Here is an 18,185-nt window from a genome sequence, read left to right as displayed (position 1 = left end):
TTAAGTTTAAGTTCTATATAACTACTTAATAACTTAAAAAGCCATATTTTCTTAGTAAATAATCAATAATTAAGTGTTAATTTTCTAAATTATAACAAAACAAAGTAAAACTAATCCTTTCCATTAAAATAAAAAACAACTTATTAAAGAGGTCATAAAAGAAAGATTCAAGAAGAAAAAGGCTGCGTTGCAAATACTATTAAAGATAAGAAAATTTAAATTTTAGGTAGATCTCAATTGTAAACTCCGAACTGTTCATTGATAAAGGATACTTCAGTTCTTGTGCCACCTAGCCAGACATTGAATTGTCTTTTCCTAAACATGCGCATGATTTCAAGGCCTTTGATAGTGGCATAGGCGGTTCTCATCGATTGAAATCCAAGCGTAGGATTAATGAGCCGTTTAAGTTTGCCATGGTCAGCTTCTAAGCGGTTATTACGGTATTTGATTTGCTGATGAGTGACATGTGGCGCTAAATTTCCTTCCTTCTTCAATTCTTTAATAGCCTGATTATACGCTGGATTCTTATCTGTATTGATGATGCTGACATCACAGGTTGGATTGCTCTTGATGAGTTTTTTCAGAAAGCGCTTGGCAGACTTTGCATTACGCCGATGCGATAGATAAAAATCAATTGTATGGCCAAACTCATCAATGGCTCGATACAAGTATTTCCATTCGCCTTTGACTTTGACATATGTTTCATCGAGATGCCATCTCCTTGAGTAACGCTTTTTATACCGGTCTAGTCTTTTCTTTAGCTCAGGCACATAGTGCTGAACCCAGCGATAAACCGTGGTGTGATCCAGTTCAAGGCCTCTTTCTGCCATCATTTCTTCTAAATCACGATAACTTATACCGTATTTACAATACCAACGGACACACTGCAAAATAACTTCACCATGAAAATGACGCCATTTGAACTCTATGGGATTTTTAGAACTCATTAGATTACTACGCCAAAATTCAGATAGTATACTACAGCCTTGTTTTTGCAACAGGGCCAGTAATTCTGATACCAACGGGCCAATGGATTTTGCTCGAGCTACTAAACAGATAAATAGCCATAATGCTACCGATTAAGACTGGCAATCGATTTGTACCCTTAGCCATTTCTGGGGTCATCCCCAAAAAAATAAGCAGTGGTAATGTGACTACCGAACCGCTAGAAGCCAAAGTATTGAGAAAGCCACAGAAAAAGCCAGCTATTGCTACAATAACAAATTCAACCACAAAAATATACCAAGATTGTTAGTAGATGCTGTTTAGCAGTTTAGGTTATTTGTAGCTCTGTTGCAAAAGTTGAATCCTATAGAAATCAAAAAAATATTTTCCACTTACAAAAATGATGAAGCTTAAACTAATTAATTAAATTCCCACTTAAATAGTAAAGATTCTCAATAGTTAACTTAAAAACCCCACTTTCAAAAAGTAGAAAATTTTCTGCAACAGAGCCCCTATTAATTGACCTATACTAAATTAAGAGTAACCAAGTACAGAGCTTATACAAAACAGGATGTTAATATGAACTTAGGTAATTGGTTTCAGCTTGATACAATTCCAAGCAACACAATTTATGGACATTATGATCTAGGCTTGGTGTTCCTTTCTTACGTGGTTGCAGTTTTAGCTTCTTATGTTGCTTTAGACTTAGTAGGTAGTTTACGTGCTGAACGTCGAGAAAGAGCTAAAATTTTTTGGCTGATTGGTGGCGCAGTTGCTATGGGCGCAGGCATTTGGTCTATGCATTTTGTTGGTATGTTGGCTTTTATTATGCCTATGCCAATGAAATTTGAATTCAACTGGACCGCGGCTTCTTTGTTAGCTGCTATACTTGCTTCAGCGTTAGCTTTGTATATTTTGCAGAAAAAAGACTATTCATTAATTCATCTAGGTCTTGGCGGCATTATTATAGGCTTAGCTATAGCTACCATGCATTATATGGGCATGGAAGGCATGAAAAATCATGTCAATATTCACTACCTACCAGGTTTATTTATACTTTCAATTATTATAGCCATTGTTGCTGCTGAAGCAGCAATCTGGTTAGCATTACGCAGTAATCAAGGTACAAATCGACAACAATTTAAACTTAAAATCGTTAGTGCACTCGTGATGGGTGTTGCTATTTGTGGTATGCACTACACAGGCATGGAGGCTGCTGTCTTTACGCCACTGGCGGGCGGCCATATGCATTCAACAAGTTTACAAATCATTACGACGGATTATTTACCCTATTTTGTTGCTGGAACCACCATTTTAACTTTGATTTTAGCATTAACAGCGAACACTTATAACAAGCTGATTAGTAATGAAAAAGAGTTTTTAAAGGCAATGTTAAACAATTTGGAAGACAGTATTATAGCTTGTAATGCTTCAGGTAAAATAACTGCAGTCAATAATGCACTTCATGAGAAAATTTCTACAAATATAGTTGGCAAAGGCATTGATGAACTGCCTAATTATTTTAGTACTCATTTGCCTAACCATGAGCAAATTAAGGATGAGGATTTACCACTTAAAAGAGTACTAAATGGTGAAAAAATTAAATCACTTCCTTTCATAATGAAATTTAAAGATGATTTAGTAAAGGACGTCATTATAGATGGTCAAGAAATCCTCAATGCTAGTGGTAAAAAACTTGGTGCATTAATAGCCATCCATGATGTAACTGAATTAAAAAAGACAGAAAAATTAAAAAAAGAGTTCGTTTCTATTGTGAGTCATGAACTACGTACGCCACTTACTTCTATACGCGGTTCATTAGGACTATTAGTTAGTGGTGTGATGGGTAGTTTCCCTGACAAAGCCAAAAAATTAATAGAAATCGCCAATAATAATTGTGAACGCTTACTTTTATTAATCAATGATATTTTAGATATAGAAAAAATTGAAGCAGGAAAAATGGAGTTTCAATTAGTAGAAAAGGATTTACAAGAATTAGTCGATGAAGCGGTTGAAGCTAATAAAATGTACGCTGAAAAGTATGGAGTTGAAATTAAATATAAACCTTTGGAAGAGCCTCTCAGGATAAATGTTGACCCGGCTCGATTAATGCAGGTGTTAAATAACTTAATTTCTAACGCTTGTAAATTTTCAGGGAAAGGAAATGAGGTTGTAATTTCAACTCAAAAATTAGATGAAATGGCACGTGTTTCGGTCTGCAATTATGGCACTGAAATTCCTCTGGAATTTAGGCCACGCATTTTTCAAAAATTTTCTCAAGCAGATGCTACCAACACGCGTGGAAAAAGTGGTACAGGGTTGGGTCTAAATATTAGTAAGGCAATCATAGAGAAATTAGAAGGGCATATAGATTTTTCAAGCTCACCAGAAAAGACTATTTTTTATTTTGATCTTCCACTTATTGAAAATGCTACTACTCAAGTATCGTTTAAGGACGAAGAAATCAATCCGAATCTTGATCAAAAATTATTAATTTGTGAAGATGATGAAAGTCAAGCTAACTATTTAAAAGCGCTTTTAGAATCCTCAGGATATGTAGTTGATATAGCGCCTACCGCGCTAGATGCTAAAAATTTATTAGCAAAAAATCATTATCAAGCCTTATTACTAGATTTGATCTTACCTGATCAAGATGGTGTGTCTTTAATTCGTGAGCTACGCGAGGACCAAAAGACTAAAGATTTGCGTATTATTGTTATATCCGTTATAGCTCAAACTGGACGTACCTTATTAAATGGTGACGCCTTAAGTGTAGCTGATTGGTTAGAAAAGCCCCTGGACTTTAGTAAAGTGTTAACTTCTATTAGTAGAATTAAGAAGTTAGACAGCAAAGATAAGCCAAATATACTTCATATTGAAGATAATCTAGACCAGCAACATGTGATTGCAATTATGTTAAAGGAACATGCTCATGTCACTACGGCTAGTAATTTGCAACAAGCAAAAGAAATGCTGCATAAAAATAGATATGATTTGGTTATCTTGGATTTATTACTACCTGATGGTAATGGGGTAGAAATTTTACCTTGGTTAGCTAAATACCATTTTCCAGTCTTGGTACTTTCAAATTTAGAGCTCAGTCAAGATGATGCTAAATATGTTAGTGAAGCATTAGTTAAATCAAAATCTTCGAATGAAATGTTATTGAAAACAATCAATAGCCTCCTTTAATACAAATTAAAGGAGTAGCTATAAGAGCAAAGGATACTGTATGGCAACTGAACTTAAAACTATTTTATATGCTGAAGATGAAGAAGACATTAGAGCAATAGCACAAATTGCCCTAGAGGATATTGGAGGCTTAACAGTCAAGTATTGCGCTAACGGTGAAGAGGTTTTGGCTGCTGCTAAGTCATTTATACCGGATTTACTGCTGCTTGATGTCATGATGCCGCAAAAAGACGGACCAACTACCTTGCGTGAGTTGAGGCAGTTAGATAATTTTTCCTCCATACCGGCTGTTTTTATGACCGCCAAAATTCAAGCGAAAGAAATTGATGAATACAAAGACATGGGGGTTATTGACGTCATTGCCAAACCTTTTGACCCTATGGTGCTAGCAGATGAACTTAAAAAAATCTGGAATCGATGTCATGGATGAGAAAATACAAAATAAATTAAAAGCGCTTTTAACAGCTTATTCTAGAAATTTACCTAATAAAATTGAACAGATAGAGCAAGCTTGGCAAGAGCAAATTGCTGCCTTTAATCAGGAAAAATTTAAAGATTTTCATCGTGATGTACATAGCTTATGTGGTTCTGCTGGGACTTATGGCTATACAGAATTAGGTAAAGCAGCACGAGAATTAGAAGTTTTCTTAAAAAATGTGTTAGATAACCAATCCCTGTCTGCAGAAGAACAGCAAACCATATCTCAATTATTAATTAAGTTAAAAGAGACCTTAACGTTACCAGCACCCAAAGAGATTAATCCATTTATCTCAAAAACAAAAGCAATAGAGAATAAAATAATTTATATTTTAGAGAGGGACCCCTCTTTAGCAAAGGAACTTAAAGAGGGGCTTAGCCAAGCTGGCTACTTTGCCGAGGGGCTGCTAGATTTGAATCAGTTAGAGGCGCAAGTTAAAAAAAATCATCCTATAGCATTATTAGTCGATACAGATTATTTAATGACTGATAATAATCAACGCTTACTAACAGATATCTTTAAGGAACAAAATGCACCTATTAATCTATTTTGTATTGTCCCTAATTCAGAATTACTGCCACGTTTAATCGCTGTACGAGCAGGCTGTAGTGCCTTTTTTCAAAAACCGGTGGATATATTTTATTTAGTACAAATGATTAATCAAAAATGTTACTTTGCAACAGATATTCCGTTTCGAATTTTGATTGTTGATGATTCTGAGTCACTTGGCGAATATTATTCTTTAATTTTGAAACAAGCCGGCATGATTGCTCAGGCAATTTCAAACCCTATGGATATTTTTAAGCACCTTGAAAGTTTCCGCCCAGATTTAATTCTAATGGATATTTATATGCCTGAATGTACAGGCCTAGAGCTTTCTTCCGTGCTACGCCAAGAAAATAAATACAATAAAATACCAATCATTTTTCTATCTACAGAGCATAATAAACGCAAGCAACTAAATGCTTTAAGTGTTGGCGGCGATGATTTTCTTACAAAGCCTATCTCACCTGCTCATCTCGTCTCTGCTGTAAGAACTCGCTCACAGCGTGCTGGTGTTTTAAATTACTATATGTCTACTGATAGCTTAACAGGGCTTCTAAATCATTCAAGTTTTTTAAAGCGCCTAGAACTTGAACTTGATTATTCAAAACAGATTGGTTCTTCGTTATCTTTAATTATGATTGATATTGATCACTTTAAAAAAGTCAATGATACCTATGGCCATCCTTTTGGTGATGTTGTTATAAAAAGGTTGGCAACGTTATTAACGCTACGCTTACGCAGTCAAGATATTGTTGGCAGATATGGTGGCGAAGAGTTTGCTATTGTATTACCTCGAACAAATGCGCAGCAAAGTAAAAAGTTAATCGATGAATTAAGGCAGCAGTTTTCACAGAACTCCTTTAATAATACTAACAATGTTTTTGTTACATTTAGTGCAGGGATTACTCAAATGAATGAAGATAGTGATATGAAAAAAATGATTGAGCAAGCAGATCGAGCACTTTATGACGCAAAACATTTAGGTCGTAATCAAACCGTTATTTTTGAAAGTAAATTGTAATGAATGGTTCTGAAAGAGTATCAAAAAACGTTCTTTTTTGAGATGCTTGTTTATTACAAATTATCTTCTAGAATTTTTACCTTGCTAATTATGCCTTCATCGCTGGCACAGTATTATAAGATTGGTATTAAATTATTATCATAAACGGTCGTTTTTTAAGATAGTATAAAAAATTACTAAATAAGATTTTGTGAAAATATTTAATATAATTTAATAATGAAAGAAAATAGTCGTATCTCTAATTTTTTCTAAACTTATTTAGTAGAAATATCAAAACAAATAAATTGCTATTTTAGAATCTGTTTTATATATCCATCTATAATTAGGTATTAATTAGGAGGGTTGAGATATCAAATGAGTGATAAACTGACTAAAAGTGCGCAAAGCGTCCAAGATGCACTATTAAGTAAAGGATTAGATTTTAAAGTTTTAGAGCTTTCTGAGAGTACGAGAACCGCTGAGGAAGCTGTCTCAACAATTGGATGTACGGTTCCTCAGATTGTGAAGTCATTGATCTTTAGAACGAAAGAAACTAATCGGCCTGTTTTAGTATTAGCTTCAGGACAGAATCGCGTGAATGAAAAAATTATTAAAGATCAGGTCGGTGAAAAAATTGTTAGAGCAGAGCCTAATTTTGTACGTGAAATTACAGGATTTGCTATCGGCGGTGTTCCTCCTATTGGACATAAACAGCATATCGATTTGATATTTATTGATAAAGATTTATTAACCTATGATGAGATATGGGCAGCTGCAGGTACCCCAAATGCTGTGTTTAACCTAACAGGTCAAAAGTTATGTGAGTTAACTGGTGGTACTATTCTATCAATAAATTAAAAGGTTAAATTTAATAAGTACGAAAATTGTGAGTAATTCTAACTTTGTGATCAATATTTCCAAAAATTAAAGTGGCTAGTTTTAATTAGAGTGCGCTCTCAAAAAAAGTTCTTTTTGAAACTCTAGTTCAGTAATGAAAAACTTCTTTGAACTGTTATTATTTTGAAAGGTAAATATTATGCTCAAATGATAATATAGATGTTTTTAATTGTAAGGAGTAATAATGTATAAACCTGGATTTTATAAATCAAATATAGAAGTGAATGGAAAAAAGGCTTCTGAAGAAGAGCTTAAAAATAATAAAAATTTGAATTTGCATGACACCTCCAAGCCTTTAATTACAGGAACGGTCAATGAAAGTGTTAAAATACAACAAACATTCAAAGGTTCTACATTTACCGGTAACGTTGATGACATTCTAAAGCAATTTGCTGTTTCAGAGGATGACAATCACGCTTCTAACTTTAAACCTTAATTTCTTTGATAACATGGGGTTAGTACCCCATGCATTGCTTATTTGAAATGTACACTAATTTAGGGTACAATAAGATTAAAAATAAGTAGTTTATAATAATGAATTGCTATACGGTTGTTTTAACCAAAAAAGTTGAAAAAGAATTAAAGAAGTTACCTGCACATATTGCCATTAAACTATTTGAGTGGATTGAAGCGGTTGCGCATGAAGGGTTGTTAGAAGTTAGGAAAGTACCGGGATTTCATGATGAACCGCTTCAAGGAAAGCGAAAAGGGCAGCGCTCTATTCGCTTAAGTAAAGCTTATCGGGCTATTTATACAATGGGAAAAAATCAGCAGATGGAAATTGTTGAGGTTATCGAGGTAAATAAACATGAATACTAATAAATCACAGGCTGCATTAGATTATTTGGTAAAACTCATAGGTAAAATGCCAACCCTTGGCGATTACCTCTTAGCCATTCGTCAAGGTGAAGAAATGTCTCAGGTTGATTTTGCTAAATTGCTAGGTGTATCTAGGCAATATTTATGTGATATAGAGCACAATAGACGTTTCATTAGCCCCAAAATGGCTGCTGAATTTGCTAATAAGCTGGGTTATTCTAAAAATCAGTTTGTTCGGCTTTGTCTACAAGATTTATTGAACAGAGAAGGCCTGGATTTATCAGTTAGCGTAGAGAATGTGGCTTAGATGCTGAGGGTGGATTAAGGATAAATAGCTATTAAGTTAATGTGCTAAATTGTATTTATCTAAATTTACTTTGTTTTAGCATAGGGCAATTCTGACCAGCACGTTGTATAACAAGGACTCTTCATTTCTCGCTTCATTGTCCATTCCTTTTGAAAGCCTTCTGCTGCCAGACGAATGGTACGCGTACCATAGCGTTTATTAATCGACTCCATAAGTGACATAACTTTTTCAGATTTAGCTATTATGGTGTCTGAAGGTTCATGAAACAAATCCATTTGCCTATGTGCTTTAGGCGCGAGTTCTGCCAACATAATGCCACTTTTCTTGTATGGAATGCCTTCTTTATACAATCGCTTTAAGGCTTGTTTAGCAAACGAAGTCAATTGTCTTACATCATCAGTAGGATTGATTAATCGAAAGCTGATTGATTTGGAATAGGACTTAAGGCTTCGTCAAAACGATTGGTATAGAGAAAGATAGACATATAGTGTGCGACTAATTCTTGCTTGCGAAGTTTACCCCAGGCTGTTGCACAATGATGACTAATTGCTTCTTCAATAGCTATCAAATTAGTTTTTGGCAGACCAAAAGAGCATGAGGCAATAACAAGGCTTTTTTTAGGTTCAATGGCTTCAAGAGAAAGGCATGAAATGCCCTGAAGCTCCATGACGGTACGTTGTAAAACAACATTGAAGTGCAATTTAATCCAATGTGGGTTTTGGCTTGCTAACTGTCTAGCTGTTATTACACCAAATCCTTTTAATTTTCTTTGCCACTGTCTACCTATACCCCAAATATCGCCGACCTCTATTTTTTCTAACCACTCAGTTTCAAGGCCTGTGATATTAAAAGCAGGCACGTTTAATTTTTTCTTAGCCACAAAGTTCGCTACTTTTGCTAACGTTTTAGTATGCCCTATACCTATGGACGTTGGGATACCCGTATATTGTAAAATCTTTTGCTGAAGGGTTAGGCAAAATGCATCAATGTCCTGTTTTGGAAGCAGCTTCCGGGACAAGAGAGAGTGTACAGAAAAATATTCCAGGGTTCGTAGAGTTATTAGGAAGTAAGCTTAAGAACGAATTAAAACGATTAGACGCTAGTGAGGATGCTAGTTTAGAAAAACGACTCTTAATCTCATAGTAAGAAACAAAAAATAAAATAGGATTCATGCTCTAAAGTAAAGCGACGAATACATGTACTTTTGATTAATAAGTCTGATTGATTTTATTAGCAGGCTTAACATAAAATTCACCGGCCGCAGATTCAATAGGCTTATGCAACCAACTTAAGAACTATTCATCAATGGAGGCATTTTTCGTTATTAAAAAGCTATTAGGGCTCAATTTTTCTCAATAAACATATGGAATAGTAGCTTTTTGTTCCATTTCTTTTCACATCATAAATTGAATTAGTGTAATTTTTATGTATAATTAATATCCTTTTTGCAATTATAGAATTCAGTATGTTAACAACCAACGAAAAAGATATTTTAAAAGAACTCGCAACATATTATAAACAATTTAAAAGTAGTAAATTAAGTTGGGCTTCTTTCAAAGACCGAACGTATAACGAACAATTGTTTTTGCAAGCTGTGATAAATAGACCTGAGGTTTTAAAAGCTGTTTTTATGACTATAAGGGATGGCTTTAACGAAAATAATTCTTATGCAGAAAGCACTTCTAAATTATTTGATCTCCTTTTAAAGGAAGGGGAATTGGATTGGTGTGTAGAAAAAGCCTTTGATAGTAAAATCATGCTTGAAATATTTAAAAGTCAACCATTAATAGATGGATTAAATAAAGCATTAGAAGATTATCAGATTACTCAAGAGAGGGTAAGTGCATTATTAGGAACTAGCAATTCTCAAAGAAAGCCTGAATATAGCAACAATCGCAGCCCCCGATTATTCTAAATTTATTTAAAAACTGGCGTTAAATATATATAACGTCAAAATTGGAGTAATAATTTAGAATAGTATGTCATTCTACTATGAAATATAGGGGACAATTCGTCAGTTAAGTCTGATAACTGTGATAATCAGACTTACAGGCCCCTATGACATTGAGAGACGTGTTGAATAAGCATACTCATTCTCTGCAACAATTTCTCTCTCTACCTGCCTAGGTCTAACTGGTGCAAAAAACGAAAATCTATGATTACTACTATCTCTGTTAAAAAAAGAGCTCGTGTTTGATGAAATACTGGTAGAACTAGAATTAGTTCCTTGAGTAAACAAAGCTAAATCTGCAGGACTTGTTGTATTATATTGATGGTTATCGGCTGCAGGGATGAACTTTCGACTTTCCCACTTAAACGTAGCGCACAATTCTATGAGGGAATGGTTATCCTCGATTAGTTCATTCGGAGAGTCTTTTACTTGCAATGAAGCAAGTTCTTTCTCTGATAAGTTTGCCAATTTGACTGCAAAATATTCCCCAGTTCGCTTAGTAAATGGGCATCGGTGTAATTGATTAAGTGTGTTTTCATCCTTTATATAGTAAAGCTTGTCTTGCTCCCCCTTTTTAGATAAAGGTACTTTAACTAATAAAGAATTTCCTTTATCAATATTGTCAAAAGTAATAGGGCAAGTATTTGAAAACGACATTTTATACACCTCGATTGAAAAAATAGTTTGTTAATTTTACTTAATTAAAATTAAATTTTGCTTAATAATACCTCAACTAATTCAAAAACAAAACATCAATAAACTTTCAAAATGACTTCGAATATTATATTACTTACCCTCTTATAAATATTAGGGTGCTTTTGGCCATAAGCTTTTTGCTTGAAACATAAAAAACTATGCTGTAAATAAAAATTAGTTAAAAAAACCCTTTCTTCAAATGGCTGACCTGTAGTATCTCTTGTACCTGTGCTGCTTGTTATTAGTTCCCTTATTAGTTGTTTTGTAGCTGGCTCTGCAGGAGAGCTGATTTCAATTTAATTCACAACAGGAAAATTTATTTCACTATGGAACAATTAAATAATCGCCTATGTAAATCGTGAAGATTTAAATGCCAAATGAAATTTGGATGAGATAGTTAATTTGCCACTAAACTACACAATGCAATACATATATGACTGTTATGACCAGTGATAGATTCACGGAATAAAGTTAATTGAATTTGCCAAGATATATTAATTACCCGGATCAGATACTAGATAAGTCTAATAATGCTAATCAGACTTAATGGAACATCCGGGGAATCTAGCCACTTACTCTACCCTAGAAATTGTCTAATCTTCTGATAAAACGACTTGGGTGTTGTATTTTGTTCGATTAAGACAAAAACTGCTTCGAAAATTTTTGATATTCGGCTCATTAGCAAATACCCTTCTTGCAAATTCATTATAATCGCTCATATCTTTTACATGAATAATGAGTAAATAATCGGTATCACCAGAAACAAAATAGCATTGCATTACCTCAGGTTCTACAGACATTTTTCGTTCGAAATGAGCTAACAAGTCTTCCCTTTGTTTTTCTAAGGTAATATTTACAAAGACAATTAATGGCTTACCTACTTTAAAAGGATCAACTAAAGACACGTCATGAAGAATAATACCTTCATCACGCAAACGCTTTACCCGCCTAAAACAAGGAGGTGCTGAGATACCTACTCTATCAGCAAGGGCTTGATTTGTAATTTGATTATCTTTTTGTAGGATATTAAGAATTTTTCTATCTGTTCTGTCTAACAATTCGTTCGTATGGTTTTTATTATTTAATTTCGTTTGCGTTAAGCTGGCGTTTTTTTTCATATATTACCTAAATTAGAAAAAAAACATTATAAATAGTAATTTTTATGAAATAAATGAGAAATTTTTTTATTTAAATTTTATGTTAGATTATTTTTTCCTAAAAAACTGGAGAAAACCATGATTAACATAAGATTAGCTAATAATGAAGATGTTAAAATCTTAAATGAATTAATTACTGTTTCAGCAAGGGAGTTAAGCCGAAGTGTTTATTCGGAGCAGGAAATTGAAGGGGCAATTAAGTACGTATTTGGGGTAGACACTGAATTGGTTAAAGATATGACTTATTTTGTTATAGAAAAAGATGGAGAAATAGCAGGTTGCGGGGGATGGAGTAAACGTAAAACATTATTTGGAGGCAATCGATTTTCAGGCAGAGAAGAGCCAGAATATCTCGATCCCTCAAAAGATGCTGCAAAAATAAGGGCTTTTTTTATTCATCCAAAATTTGCGAGACAGGGTTTAGGAAGTATGCTTCTAAAACATTGTGAACGTGAAGCATATTTAAATGGATTTACTCAGCTAGAAATGATGGCAACACTTCCCGGAGTTAAACTATACACTACACTAGCTTATAAGGCAGTTTCTAATGAAATTGTTATACTTCCTAATAATGCTCCTTTGAGGTTCGTGCGTATGATTAAAAGTTAGAGAACACATGCTTGTTGATAAAAATTCTGAAAAAAAGGAGATTCCAATAACATCTATAGGATTATTTCTTGGGTTTATGAATGAACACGTAGAACCCTCTCTTTTAAAATTAAGATCTAAATTATAACTTGCCACGAACCGCTTGCCGATCCTGAGTTTCAATTTAAGTCTGGTCAACGTGACAATCAGACTTTTATAATAAAGATTAGGGGCGGATTCAACTCGTTTGCTATTTGTTGCTGTGTATAGCCTACATGCACAAAAGCTTGGATCTTACACCGCTTAGGATAGTCCAAATGCTTGTAACTCATTCAACAACTCCTGTAGTCAATTAGCAGAAAGTTTACCCGCTTCTTCTGCTTTTTTTATATACAAAAGTTGCGCTAATGGGTTGAATCCAAGTAATGATACTTCAAATGACTGCTGAGCAAGGTATCTTTATTGTCTAGTTTATTAAAAAATGAGCATTAAATTATATTCTCTTTTAGATTGATTGCTGCTCCTCTCTTAACTTTATTTGAATTAGCTTTAAAAAAATTTTTGGTTTCTAAATACAACTCATAAAAAGATTTTGAAGATTCTGGTTTAGCAAATAATGTTTCAATAATATAGAGACGCAGTTCATGCTCAGTATTGGCATTCATATTAGTGGGCAGGTCTTTCTTTTTTTCCCATTTATCTACAGCCGCATGAGTTTCATGAACCACTTTTTCTCCAAACTCCCGCAATGGCATAGAATAGTAAGAGCGAATAAATTTTATTTGGTTACCGGTTAATCGATCCTGTTGAACGGCTAACTTAGCGATCACTTCATCGGCAACTTTTTTCACATCAATTTTAGGATGCCAATCACCATCAATCTCAACCATTTCTACCTTATCTAACATAACAGGAAAACCAAGCCCATCATATAAATAATTTTTTTCAATTTTGGTTTTCATTCAATCTCCCCCTGACCAATTCTAATGACAGTAATGATTGGCATTAAATCATCTGTAAAGGTAATAATTACTCTTAGTTTATGACCGTCTATATCATAACCTTCAATACAATATTTCCAATCTTGCGCTAAATCAGGACTTAATAGAGCTTCATAACTATCTTTTACCTTATTACGCTTTCGTCCGTATCCTTTTTTACCTGATAAAAGATAGATAACGTCTAACTCATTTATATTTCTTTCTTTAAGCCGCTGCTTAGCATGTTTTAAAAAAACATATTGGCCTTGCCTAATTTTTTCCTCTATCAAAGAAAACAATTCTTTATCTGTTTTTTTTATTGGCTTTAAAGGCACAATCGGTACTCAATATATTCTTATTAAATATTATAAGCTTTGTAAACTCAGTTTACAAGAGTATAGGCTATAAAAAGTAGTTTTTAATTTAATTTACAAAATCAGGTTATGATTTTTAAGAATAAGGTGATTTTGTAAATTCTAGTGGTTAACTTTATTTATTAAATTAAAATTCAATTTACTAAATAAATTAATCAAAAAATGATCTTAAGCGCTTGGAATGGGCCCTATAGGTATATATTTGGGGCAGTCAGGGTGCTTGTGCAAATGGATCACTTCACTTTTAAAACAGGCCTGCAGCCCTTGCCACATATGGATTTCTGCCTATTATCATAGAAATAATTTTAGATTGCGGGCACACCCTAATTTATTTTATTGTGATGTAACAAGCTATCCATAGCACCATAATCTACTTCACGGTTATAAGCTCGTTCTTTCACCGACCAGAAAAATCTAAATGGATGCGAGCATGGGTTATTCGAAGGTACTTCTACATCATACGTTAACTTCGCCCCATATTTTATAAGAATAGCGGCAACCCCCGATCGGCCATATTCAATTGCTACTTCTAAAGGAGTTTTATTGGTATTCCAGCTATCTTTTACATCAAGGTTAACACCATTTTGGCACAAATCTTCTGTTAATTCCTTATCATCAAGAAGTACTGCATATGTAATAGCATGTTCAGCAATATATCTATTAAATCCTGTTGTTACTATATCAAACTTATGATCTATTGGAAGATCGCCATTTATACTATCCTCCAAGGACCAAAATGTTATATGCGGCTCTAAAATCGAAATTGAGCGGGGAGATAAATGTTTAAAATTAGCCATATATATCACCATATTAATGTTATTAAAAATATTGTCCTAGCGACCCTTGCACTCCAGGTTAATACACCGATAAAACACTGATCGGCTAACTTTCATCGTTTCATAAATTTTCTTAGCCACTCTTTAATGTAAACCCTTAGATGGGAGTAATCATACCGAGGTATCATGAGCACGCAATAGCCATGCGCTTAGAAATAAAATGAAAAAAGATTAATGAATTATTTTTATAATGAGGTTTTAAGCAATATTCTTTTCATATAGCCACCTTTTAAAGGTGGCTAGTTTTGCTGAACTATAAAATTTAAGACAGGCTAAAGTATACTAAATTAATCGTTCATTTTTTTAACCAATCTATCATAGCAATTATGAAAAAATCAGGTTCTTCAAGACACAGTGATATTTTAGTGTCAAAAAACTTTATTTTAATGTATTAGGATAGGCGGAATCTAATAGAGGGTTTATGTCTTAGTTTTCCCTTAAAAGGTATTAAATGAGCGCAAAAATGTGTCTCTACTCCAAAACATAAGAATTAAATCTGATAAACTCGCTAATTAGACTTAGAGTCTAAAAGTACCTTTGAATAAAGATAACTCAAAAGCTTACTCGAGTTTTTTCCTAAAAAAATAAAATTTACTATCTCCCTCATAACCATTATAAAAATGCTCAATTTTATATTCCATTTTTTCGTAAAAACTTTTAGCTTGCCAATCGAATGTATCAACTGTTATATAACGGCAATTGTTTCTTTTAGCAAAGGATTCTGCTTTTTCAATTAATTGTCGTCCCAGCCCTTTGCCTCTTTCTGTTTCAGCAACCCAGAGTAATTTAATATATAAAACGCCATACATTAAGACGCCTGTACAACCAGCTATCAAGTCTCCAGAATTATCATGTGCCATAAATCCAAACGGTTCAAAAGAGGTGATACCAATAGTTTGCTTTGCATGTCTCTCCAACCCGCCATGAATAATTTCAATTTCTTTTGCTGAGGGTTGATCTGTAAAATTAATTGTATAACTCATTTTTATTCTCTTCTTGTCTGGCGGATTCAACTCACCAACACAACAATTGTGAGTCTGTATTGTTATTAGGATTTTTATTTATATTTTGATACTCAATTTTATCTATGATGAAATTCTCATATTGTTTGAAAGATGGGCCATAGGAAATTGCCAAAGCAGCCTTTAGCAATTTTTCAATACTATCTAATTGTCCCCCATCGCAGGATTTTTTTTCCTGAAATAGCAGAATGGCTTGTCTTCTGTAGGGATTTACTGTGAGGAAAGATGAGAATCTACTACCAGGGTGTACATCATGAAAATATTCTTTTAAGATAGCATGCGCTTTGTTAATTTCATCTCCTTCAGTATCAGACCAAATCTTCTCCAATTTTTCTATCATTCATAAATCTCCAGATTGACTCCACACATAATTTAATATTATTTGGACAGAAAGAGTACATTGACTTCATTATGGCTTCAATAGGGCAATTTTTTGAGAATTAAAAATAGTTACTGTATTACTTAACATGAATTGCATCTGATATAAATGACAAACCAACGCTAAATCATAAATCTTTAGTGAAATATCTTTTGACATCTATGGCATCTTTATACCCACAGGATGAATAAAAATCATGTGTCCCTATTTCTTTTCTATGAACTCCACTTGTAACTTCAATAAAATTACAGTTTAACTTCTTTACAGTATTTTCAGCATAACTAATTAGTTTCTTGCCAATCCCTTTTCTACGGTAATTTTGGTCAATGACCAAAGATACAATTCTTGCAAACCGGCCTTCTCGATGAAAGTAATCTGAAACGATAATGGAAATCGAACCAATAACTTTATTATCCAATTCAGCAATAAAAGAAAAATATAATGGATTAGAATTATATATTTTTAAACGCTCAATAATTGAGTCAATTAAAATTGGATAACCGAGTTGTTGCATTAAATTAGCTATTGTACCAGCATCATTAACTTGAGCATCTCGAATATATACCTCACACATATTGACTCCAAATTAGTCTAATTAGTCTAATTGATTTAAATTTTTGGGAATTATAGTCACGCTGAATAGAATCTCATATGGTTATTTATTAAATTCACACGAATATGTCAATTTGAGTGTACAAGCGTTCATTGGTCCAATTTAGATAATGAGTCTAAATCTATGAGTAACATGAATGATAAATTATAGCCTTTTACATATAAATACACTGTCCTAAAGAAAAGTCAGGCTTATATTATAGGTAAAGCCTAACTTGATTTCTTAAATGCTGACAATTCCAACCTACGAAAAATCAATATGAAACCCCAACTGGTTCCCATAACAAACCAAGTTAATCTGATTAGACCAGTCATCAAAATTATGACTAATATTTGCAATATCTTTTTAATTAAAAGCTAAGCCACAAAGCTATTTCTAATAGGCGCCTTTACTTTGTAGGGGAATGTTAGAGACCTTACCCTTCACATCTTAAATATACATACATAAAATTCTGTTTTGATGTATTTATGTGTTTAGATGAATTACGTATTTTTTATGCGCTATAGTATAAGTAACATTACATAATCGAGGGTAATATGGTAGATATTATTAATCTTAATAAAAAAAGAAAATCTAAAACTCGCTTAGAAAAAGAAAAGAAATCATCTGAAAATCGTATTAAATTCGGACGGACAAAAAAAGAAAAGCAAATAAATAGACAAAACAATGAACGTAACGAACGATACCTGGATGCTCACAAGTTAGATAAAGAGAAGAAATAAAGAATACGATTCTTCTGATAAAATAGTTATTTTCTTTAAGATCTAATTTAAGCTAATCAGCCTTTTCTTTTACTAAGAAAAATATTATCTAGGTAAAAAGTCAAATCACTTCAACTTCTTCAGCTTGTAAACCTTTTTTGCCTTGTCCAACTATAAAACTTACTCGCTCCCCTTCAGATAAGCTTTTAAATCCAGTTGTTTGAATAGCACTGAAATGGACAAAATAATCTTTTCCGCTGCTTTCAATAAAGCCAAATCCTTTGTCTTCATTAAACCACTTTACTTTTCCCTATATCTTGTCTGCCATGCTGCCATCACTTAACTATGAAATATTTAGTTTAACTTTAACAGTTATTTTAAAAAATCCAAAGATAAAAGTAAGGGCTGGTATAGCCTCTATTTTGAAACCATCTTAACCATTACCGCTTAGGTAAAAATTTTTGGTTAATTGCCTGACAAAAATGGTCCTGGTTATATTAATTATCCTGAATTAAAATTTATTTAAACAACTACCAAGTTCTATCCTGTTTCGCTAATTTCGTATAGCCTTAGCAATGAAAATGCCCATTATACGAAAGCTTTCGTCTATTTCTTTTAATTTTATTTTTGCCGCTTGAAATGTAGTACCTGTTGTTAAGATATCATCAAAAATAAAAATCTTTCTATTTTTTAGATGTTCAATG

General features: G+C 33.3%; 23 protein-coding genes and 2 pseudogenes. 11 read left to right on the top strand and 14 right to left on the bottom strand.

Going from position 1 to position 18,185, the window contains the following annotated elements:
• Nucleotides 1–233: 233 nt before the first annotated feature.
• Both ACQUW5_RS13910 and ACQUW5_RS13905 read right to left on the bottom strand, forming a co-directional pair.
• A complete protein-coding gene (locus ACQUW5_RS13910) occupies nt 234–947 on the bottom strand; it encodes an IS6 family transposase (protein WP_444991874.1) in 714 nt (237 codons plus the stop codon).
• A gap of 31 nt (nt 948–978) precedes the next feature.
• Nucleotides 979–1,233 carry a TSUP family transporter gene (locus tag ACQUW5_RS13905; protein WP_444991873.1) on the bottom strand — a complete coding sequence of 85 codons (255 nt, stop codon included), beginning with the start codon at nt 1,231–1,233 and terminating at the stop codon, nt 979–981.
• A gap of 291 nt (nt 1,234–1,524) precedes the next feature.
• On the opposite strand from ACQUW5_RS13905, the gene ACQUW5_RS13900 reads away from it, so the two are divergent.
• The 7 genes from ACQUW5_RS13900 to ACQUW5_RS13870 all read left to right on the top strand — a co-directional run bounded on the left by ACQUW5_RS13900 (nt 1,525) and on the right by ACQUW5_RS13870 (nt 8,184).
• Nucleotides 1,525–4,137, top strand: coding sequence for an MHYT domain-containing protein (locus ACQUW5_RS13900; protein ID WP_444991872.1), 2,613 nt, complete (start codon nt 1,525–1,527; stop codon nt 4,135–4,137).
• Nucleotides 4,138–4,177: 40 nt separating this feature from the next.
• Nucleotides 4,178–4,567, top strand: coding sequence for a response regulator (locus tag ACQUW5_RS13895; protein WP_444991871.1), 390 nt, complete (start codon nt 4,178–4,180; stop codon nt 4,565–4,567).
• Nucleotides 4,530–6,182, top strand: a complete 1,653-nt coding sequence (locus ACQUW5_RS13890; RefSeq protein ID WP_444991870.1) for a diguanylate cyclase — start codon at nt 4,530–4,532, stop codon at nt 6,180–6,182. Before ACQUW5_RS13895 ends, ACQUW5_RS13890 begins: the two co-directional genes overlap by 38 nt.
• Before the next feature lie 354 nt (nt 6,183–6,536).
• Complete coding sequence (locus ACQUW5_RS13885) at nt 6,537–7,019, top strand: YbaK/EbsC family protein (protein ID WP_444991869.1); 483 nt, start codon at nt 6,537–6,539, stop codon at nt 7,017–7,019.
• A 223-nt stretch (nt 7,020–7,242) separates the two neighbouring features.
• The gene (locus ACQUW5_RS13880; RefSeq protein ID WP_444991868.1) at nt 7,243–7,494 is read left to right on the top strand and encodes a hypothetical protein; all 252 of its coding nucleotides are present in this window, start codon (nt 7,243–7,245) and stop codon (nt 7,492–7,494) included.
• 98 nt (nt 7,495–7,592) lie between these two features.
• Nucleotides 7,593–7,877: a type II toxin-antitoxin system mRNA interferase toxin, RelE/StbE family gene (locus ACQUW5_RS13875; protein ID WP_444991867.1), complete on the top strand. Its 285-nt coding sequence runs from the start codon at nt 7,593–7,595 to the stop codon at nt 7,875–7,877.
• On the top strand, nt 7,867–8,184 hold the full coding sequence (locus tag ACQUW5_RS13870) for a helix-turn-helix transcriptional regulator (protein WP_444991866.1): 318 nt from the start codon (nt 7,867–7,869) through the stop codon (nt 8,182–8,184). The genes ACQUW5_RS13875 and ACQUW5_RS13870 overlap by 11 nt, the downstream gene beginning before the upstream one ends.
• A 65-nt stretch (nt 8,185–8,249) precedes the next feature.
• Here the strand turns inward: ACQUW5_RS13870 and ACQUW5_RS13865 are convergent, their stop codons facing one another.
• The 3 genes and pseudogenes from ACQUW5_RS13865 to ACQUW5_RS13855 all read right to left on the bottom strand — a co-directional run.
• Entirely contained in the window at nt 8,250–8,567 is a 318-nt protein-coding gene (locus tag ACQUW5_RS13865; protein WP_444991865.1) for a DUF4113 domain-containing protein, read from the bottom strand.
• Nucleotides 8,568–8,593: 26 nt separating this feature from the next.
• Complete coding sequence (locus ACQUW5_RS13860) at nt 8,594–9,064, bottom strand: DinB/UmuC family translesion DNA polymerase (RefSeq protein WP_444991916.1); 471 nt, start codon at nt 9,062–9,064, stop codon at nt 8,594–8,596.
• A 51-nt stretch (nt 9,065–9,115) separates the two neighbouring features.
• A pseudogene (locus ACQUW5_RS13855) lies at nt 9,116–9,202 on the bottom strand (hypothetical protein); the annotation flags it as partial.
• Between ACQUW5_RS13855 and ACQUW5_RS13850 the strand changes: the two are divergent.
• Complete coding sequence (locus ACQUW5_RS13850) at nt 9,163–9,327, top strand: hypothetical protein (protein ID WP_444991919.1); 165 nt, start codon at nt 9,163–9,165, stop codon at nt 9,325–9,327. The pseudogene ACQUW5_RS13855 and the gene ACQUW5_RS13850 sit on opposite strands and share 40 nt — an antisense overlap.
• A gap of 322 nt (nt 9,328–9,649) precedes the next feature.
• The gene (locus tag ACQUW5_RS13845) at nt 9,650–10,099 is read left to right on the top strand and encodes a hypothetical protein (protein WP_444991864.1); all 450 of its coding nucleotides are present in this window, start codon (nt 9,650–9,652) and stop codon (nt 10,097–10,099) included.
• Nucleotides 10,100–10,240: 141 nt separating this feature from the next.
• On the opposite strand, the gene ACQUW5_RS13840 is transcribed toward ACQUW5_RS13845, so the two are convergent.
• Together ACQUW5_RS13840 and ACQUW5_RS13835 are read right to left on the bottom strand one after the other, a co-directional pair.
• On the bottom strand, nt 10,241–10,792 hold the full coding sequence (locus tag ACQUW5_RS13840) for a hypothetical protein (RefSeq protein WP_444991863.1): 552 nt from the start codon (nt 10,790–10,792) through the stop codon (nt 10,241–10,243).
• A 632-nt stretch (nt 10,793–11,424) separates the two neighbouring features.
• The gene (locus ACQUW5_RS13835; RefSeq protein ID WP_444991862.1) at nt 11,425–11,949 is read right to left on the bottom strand and encodes an Lrp/AsnC family transcriptional regulator; all 525 of its coding nucleotides are present in this window, start codon (nt 11,947–11,949) and stop codon (nt 11,425–11,427) included.
• A gap of 117 nt (nt 11,950–12,066) precedes the next feature.
• On the opposite strand from ACQUW5_RS13835, the gene ACQUW5_RS13830 reads away from it, so the two are divergent.
• Nucleotides 12,067–12,597, top strand: coding sequence for a GNAT family N-acetyltransferase (locus tag ACQUW5_RS13830; RefSeq protein WP_444991861.1), 531 nt, complete (start codon nt 12,067–12,069; stop codon nt 12,595–12,597).
• Between the two features lie 467 nt (nt 12,598–13,064).
• Here ACQUW5_RS13830 and ACQUW5_RS13825 read toward each other — a convergent pair whose 3' ends face one another.
• From ACQUW5_RS13825 to ACQUW5_RS13800, 6 genes are all read right to left on the bottom strand, one after another.
• Nucleotides 13,065–13,538 carry a hypothetical protein gene (locus ACQUW5_RS13825; protein WP_444991860.1) on the bottom strand — a complete coding sequence of 158 codons (474 nt, stop codon included), beginning with the start codon at nt 13,536–13,538 and terminating at the stop codon, nt 13,065–13,067.
• Nucleotides 13,535–13,891, bottom strand: a complete 357-nt coding sequence (locus tag ACQUW5_RS13820; protein ID WP_444991859.1) for a DUF4258 domain-containing protein — start codon at nt 13,889–13,891, stop codon at nt 13,535–13,537. The genes ACQUW5_RS13825 and ACQUW5_RS13820 overlap by 4 nt, the downstream gene beginning before the upstream one ends.
• A gap of 362 nt (nt 13,892–14,253) precedes the next feature.
• Entirely contained in the window at nt 14,254–14,739 is a 486-nt protein-coding gene (locus ACQUW5_RS13815; RefSeq protein ID WP_444991858.1) for an ankyrin repeat domain-containing protein, read from the bottom strand.
• Nucleotides 14,740–15,326: 587 nt separating this feature from the next.
• A complete protein-coding gene (locus ACQUW5_RS13810; protein WP_444991856.1) occupies nt 15,327–15,749 on the bottom strand; it encodes a GNAT family N-acetyltransferase in 423 nt (140 codons plus the stop codon).
• A 31-nt stretch (nt 15,750–15,780) separates the two neighbouring features.
• Complete coding sequence (locus tag ACQUW5_RS13805; protein WP_444991855.1) at nt 15,781–16,128, bottom strand: hypothetical protein; 348 nt, start codon at nt 16,126–16,128, stop codon at nt 15,781–15,783.
• A gap of 166 nt (nt 16,129–16,294) precedes the next feature.
• Nucleotides 16,295–16,741 (bottom strand): GNAT family N-acetyltransferase, encoded by a 447-nt coding sequence (locus ACQUW5_RS13800; RefSeq protein WP_444991854.1) that lies wholly within the window; start codon nt 16,739–16,741, stop codon nt 16,295–16,297.
• A 575-nt stretch (nt 16,742–17,316) separates the two neighbouring features.
• Here ACQUW5_RS13800 and ACQUW5_RS13795 point away from each other — a divergent pair.
• Nucleotides 17,317–17,502: a DUF4169 family protein gene (locus ACQUW5_RS13795; RefSeq protein ID WP_444991853.1), complete on the top strand. Its 186-nt coding sequence runs from the start codon at nt 17,317–17,319 to the stop codon at nt 17,500–17,502.
• Nucleotides 17,503–17,602: 100 nt separating this feature from the next.
• Here the strand turns inward: ACQUW5_RS13795 and ACQUW5_RS13790 are convergent.
• Nucleotides 17,603–17,809 (bottom strand): annotated as a pseudogene (locus ACQUW5_RS13790) (cold-shock protein).
• Nucleotides 17,810–18,185: the final 376 nt, after the last annotated feature.

The sequence above is a fragment of the Legionella pelazae genome, assembly GCF_052527395.1.
Note: the sequence above shows the minus strand (reverse complement) of the source record. Positions and strands in the feature narration are given on the sequence as shown.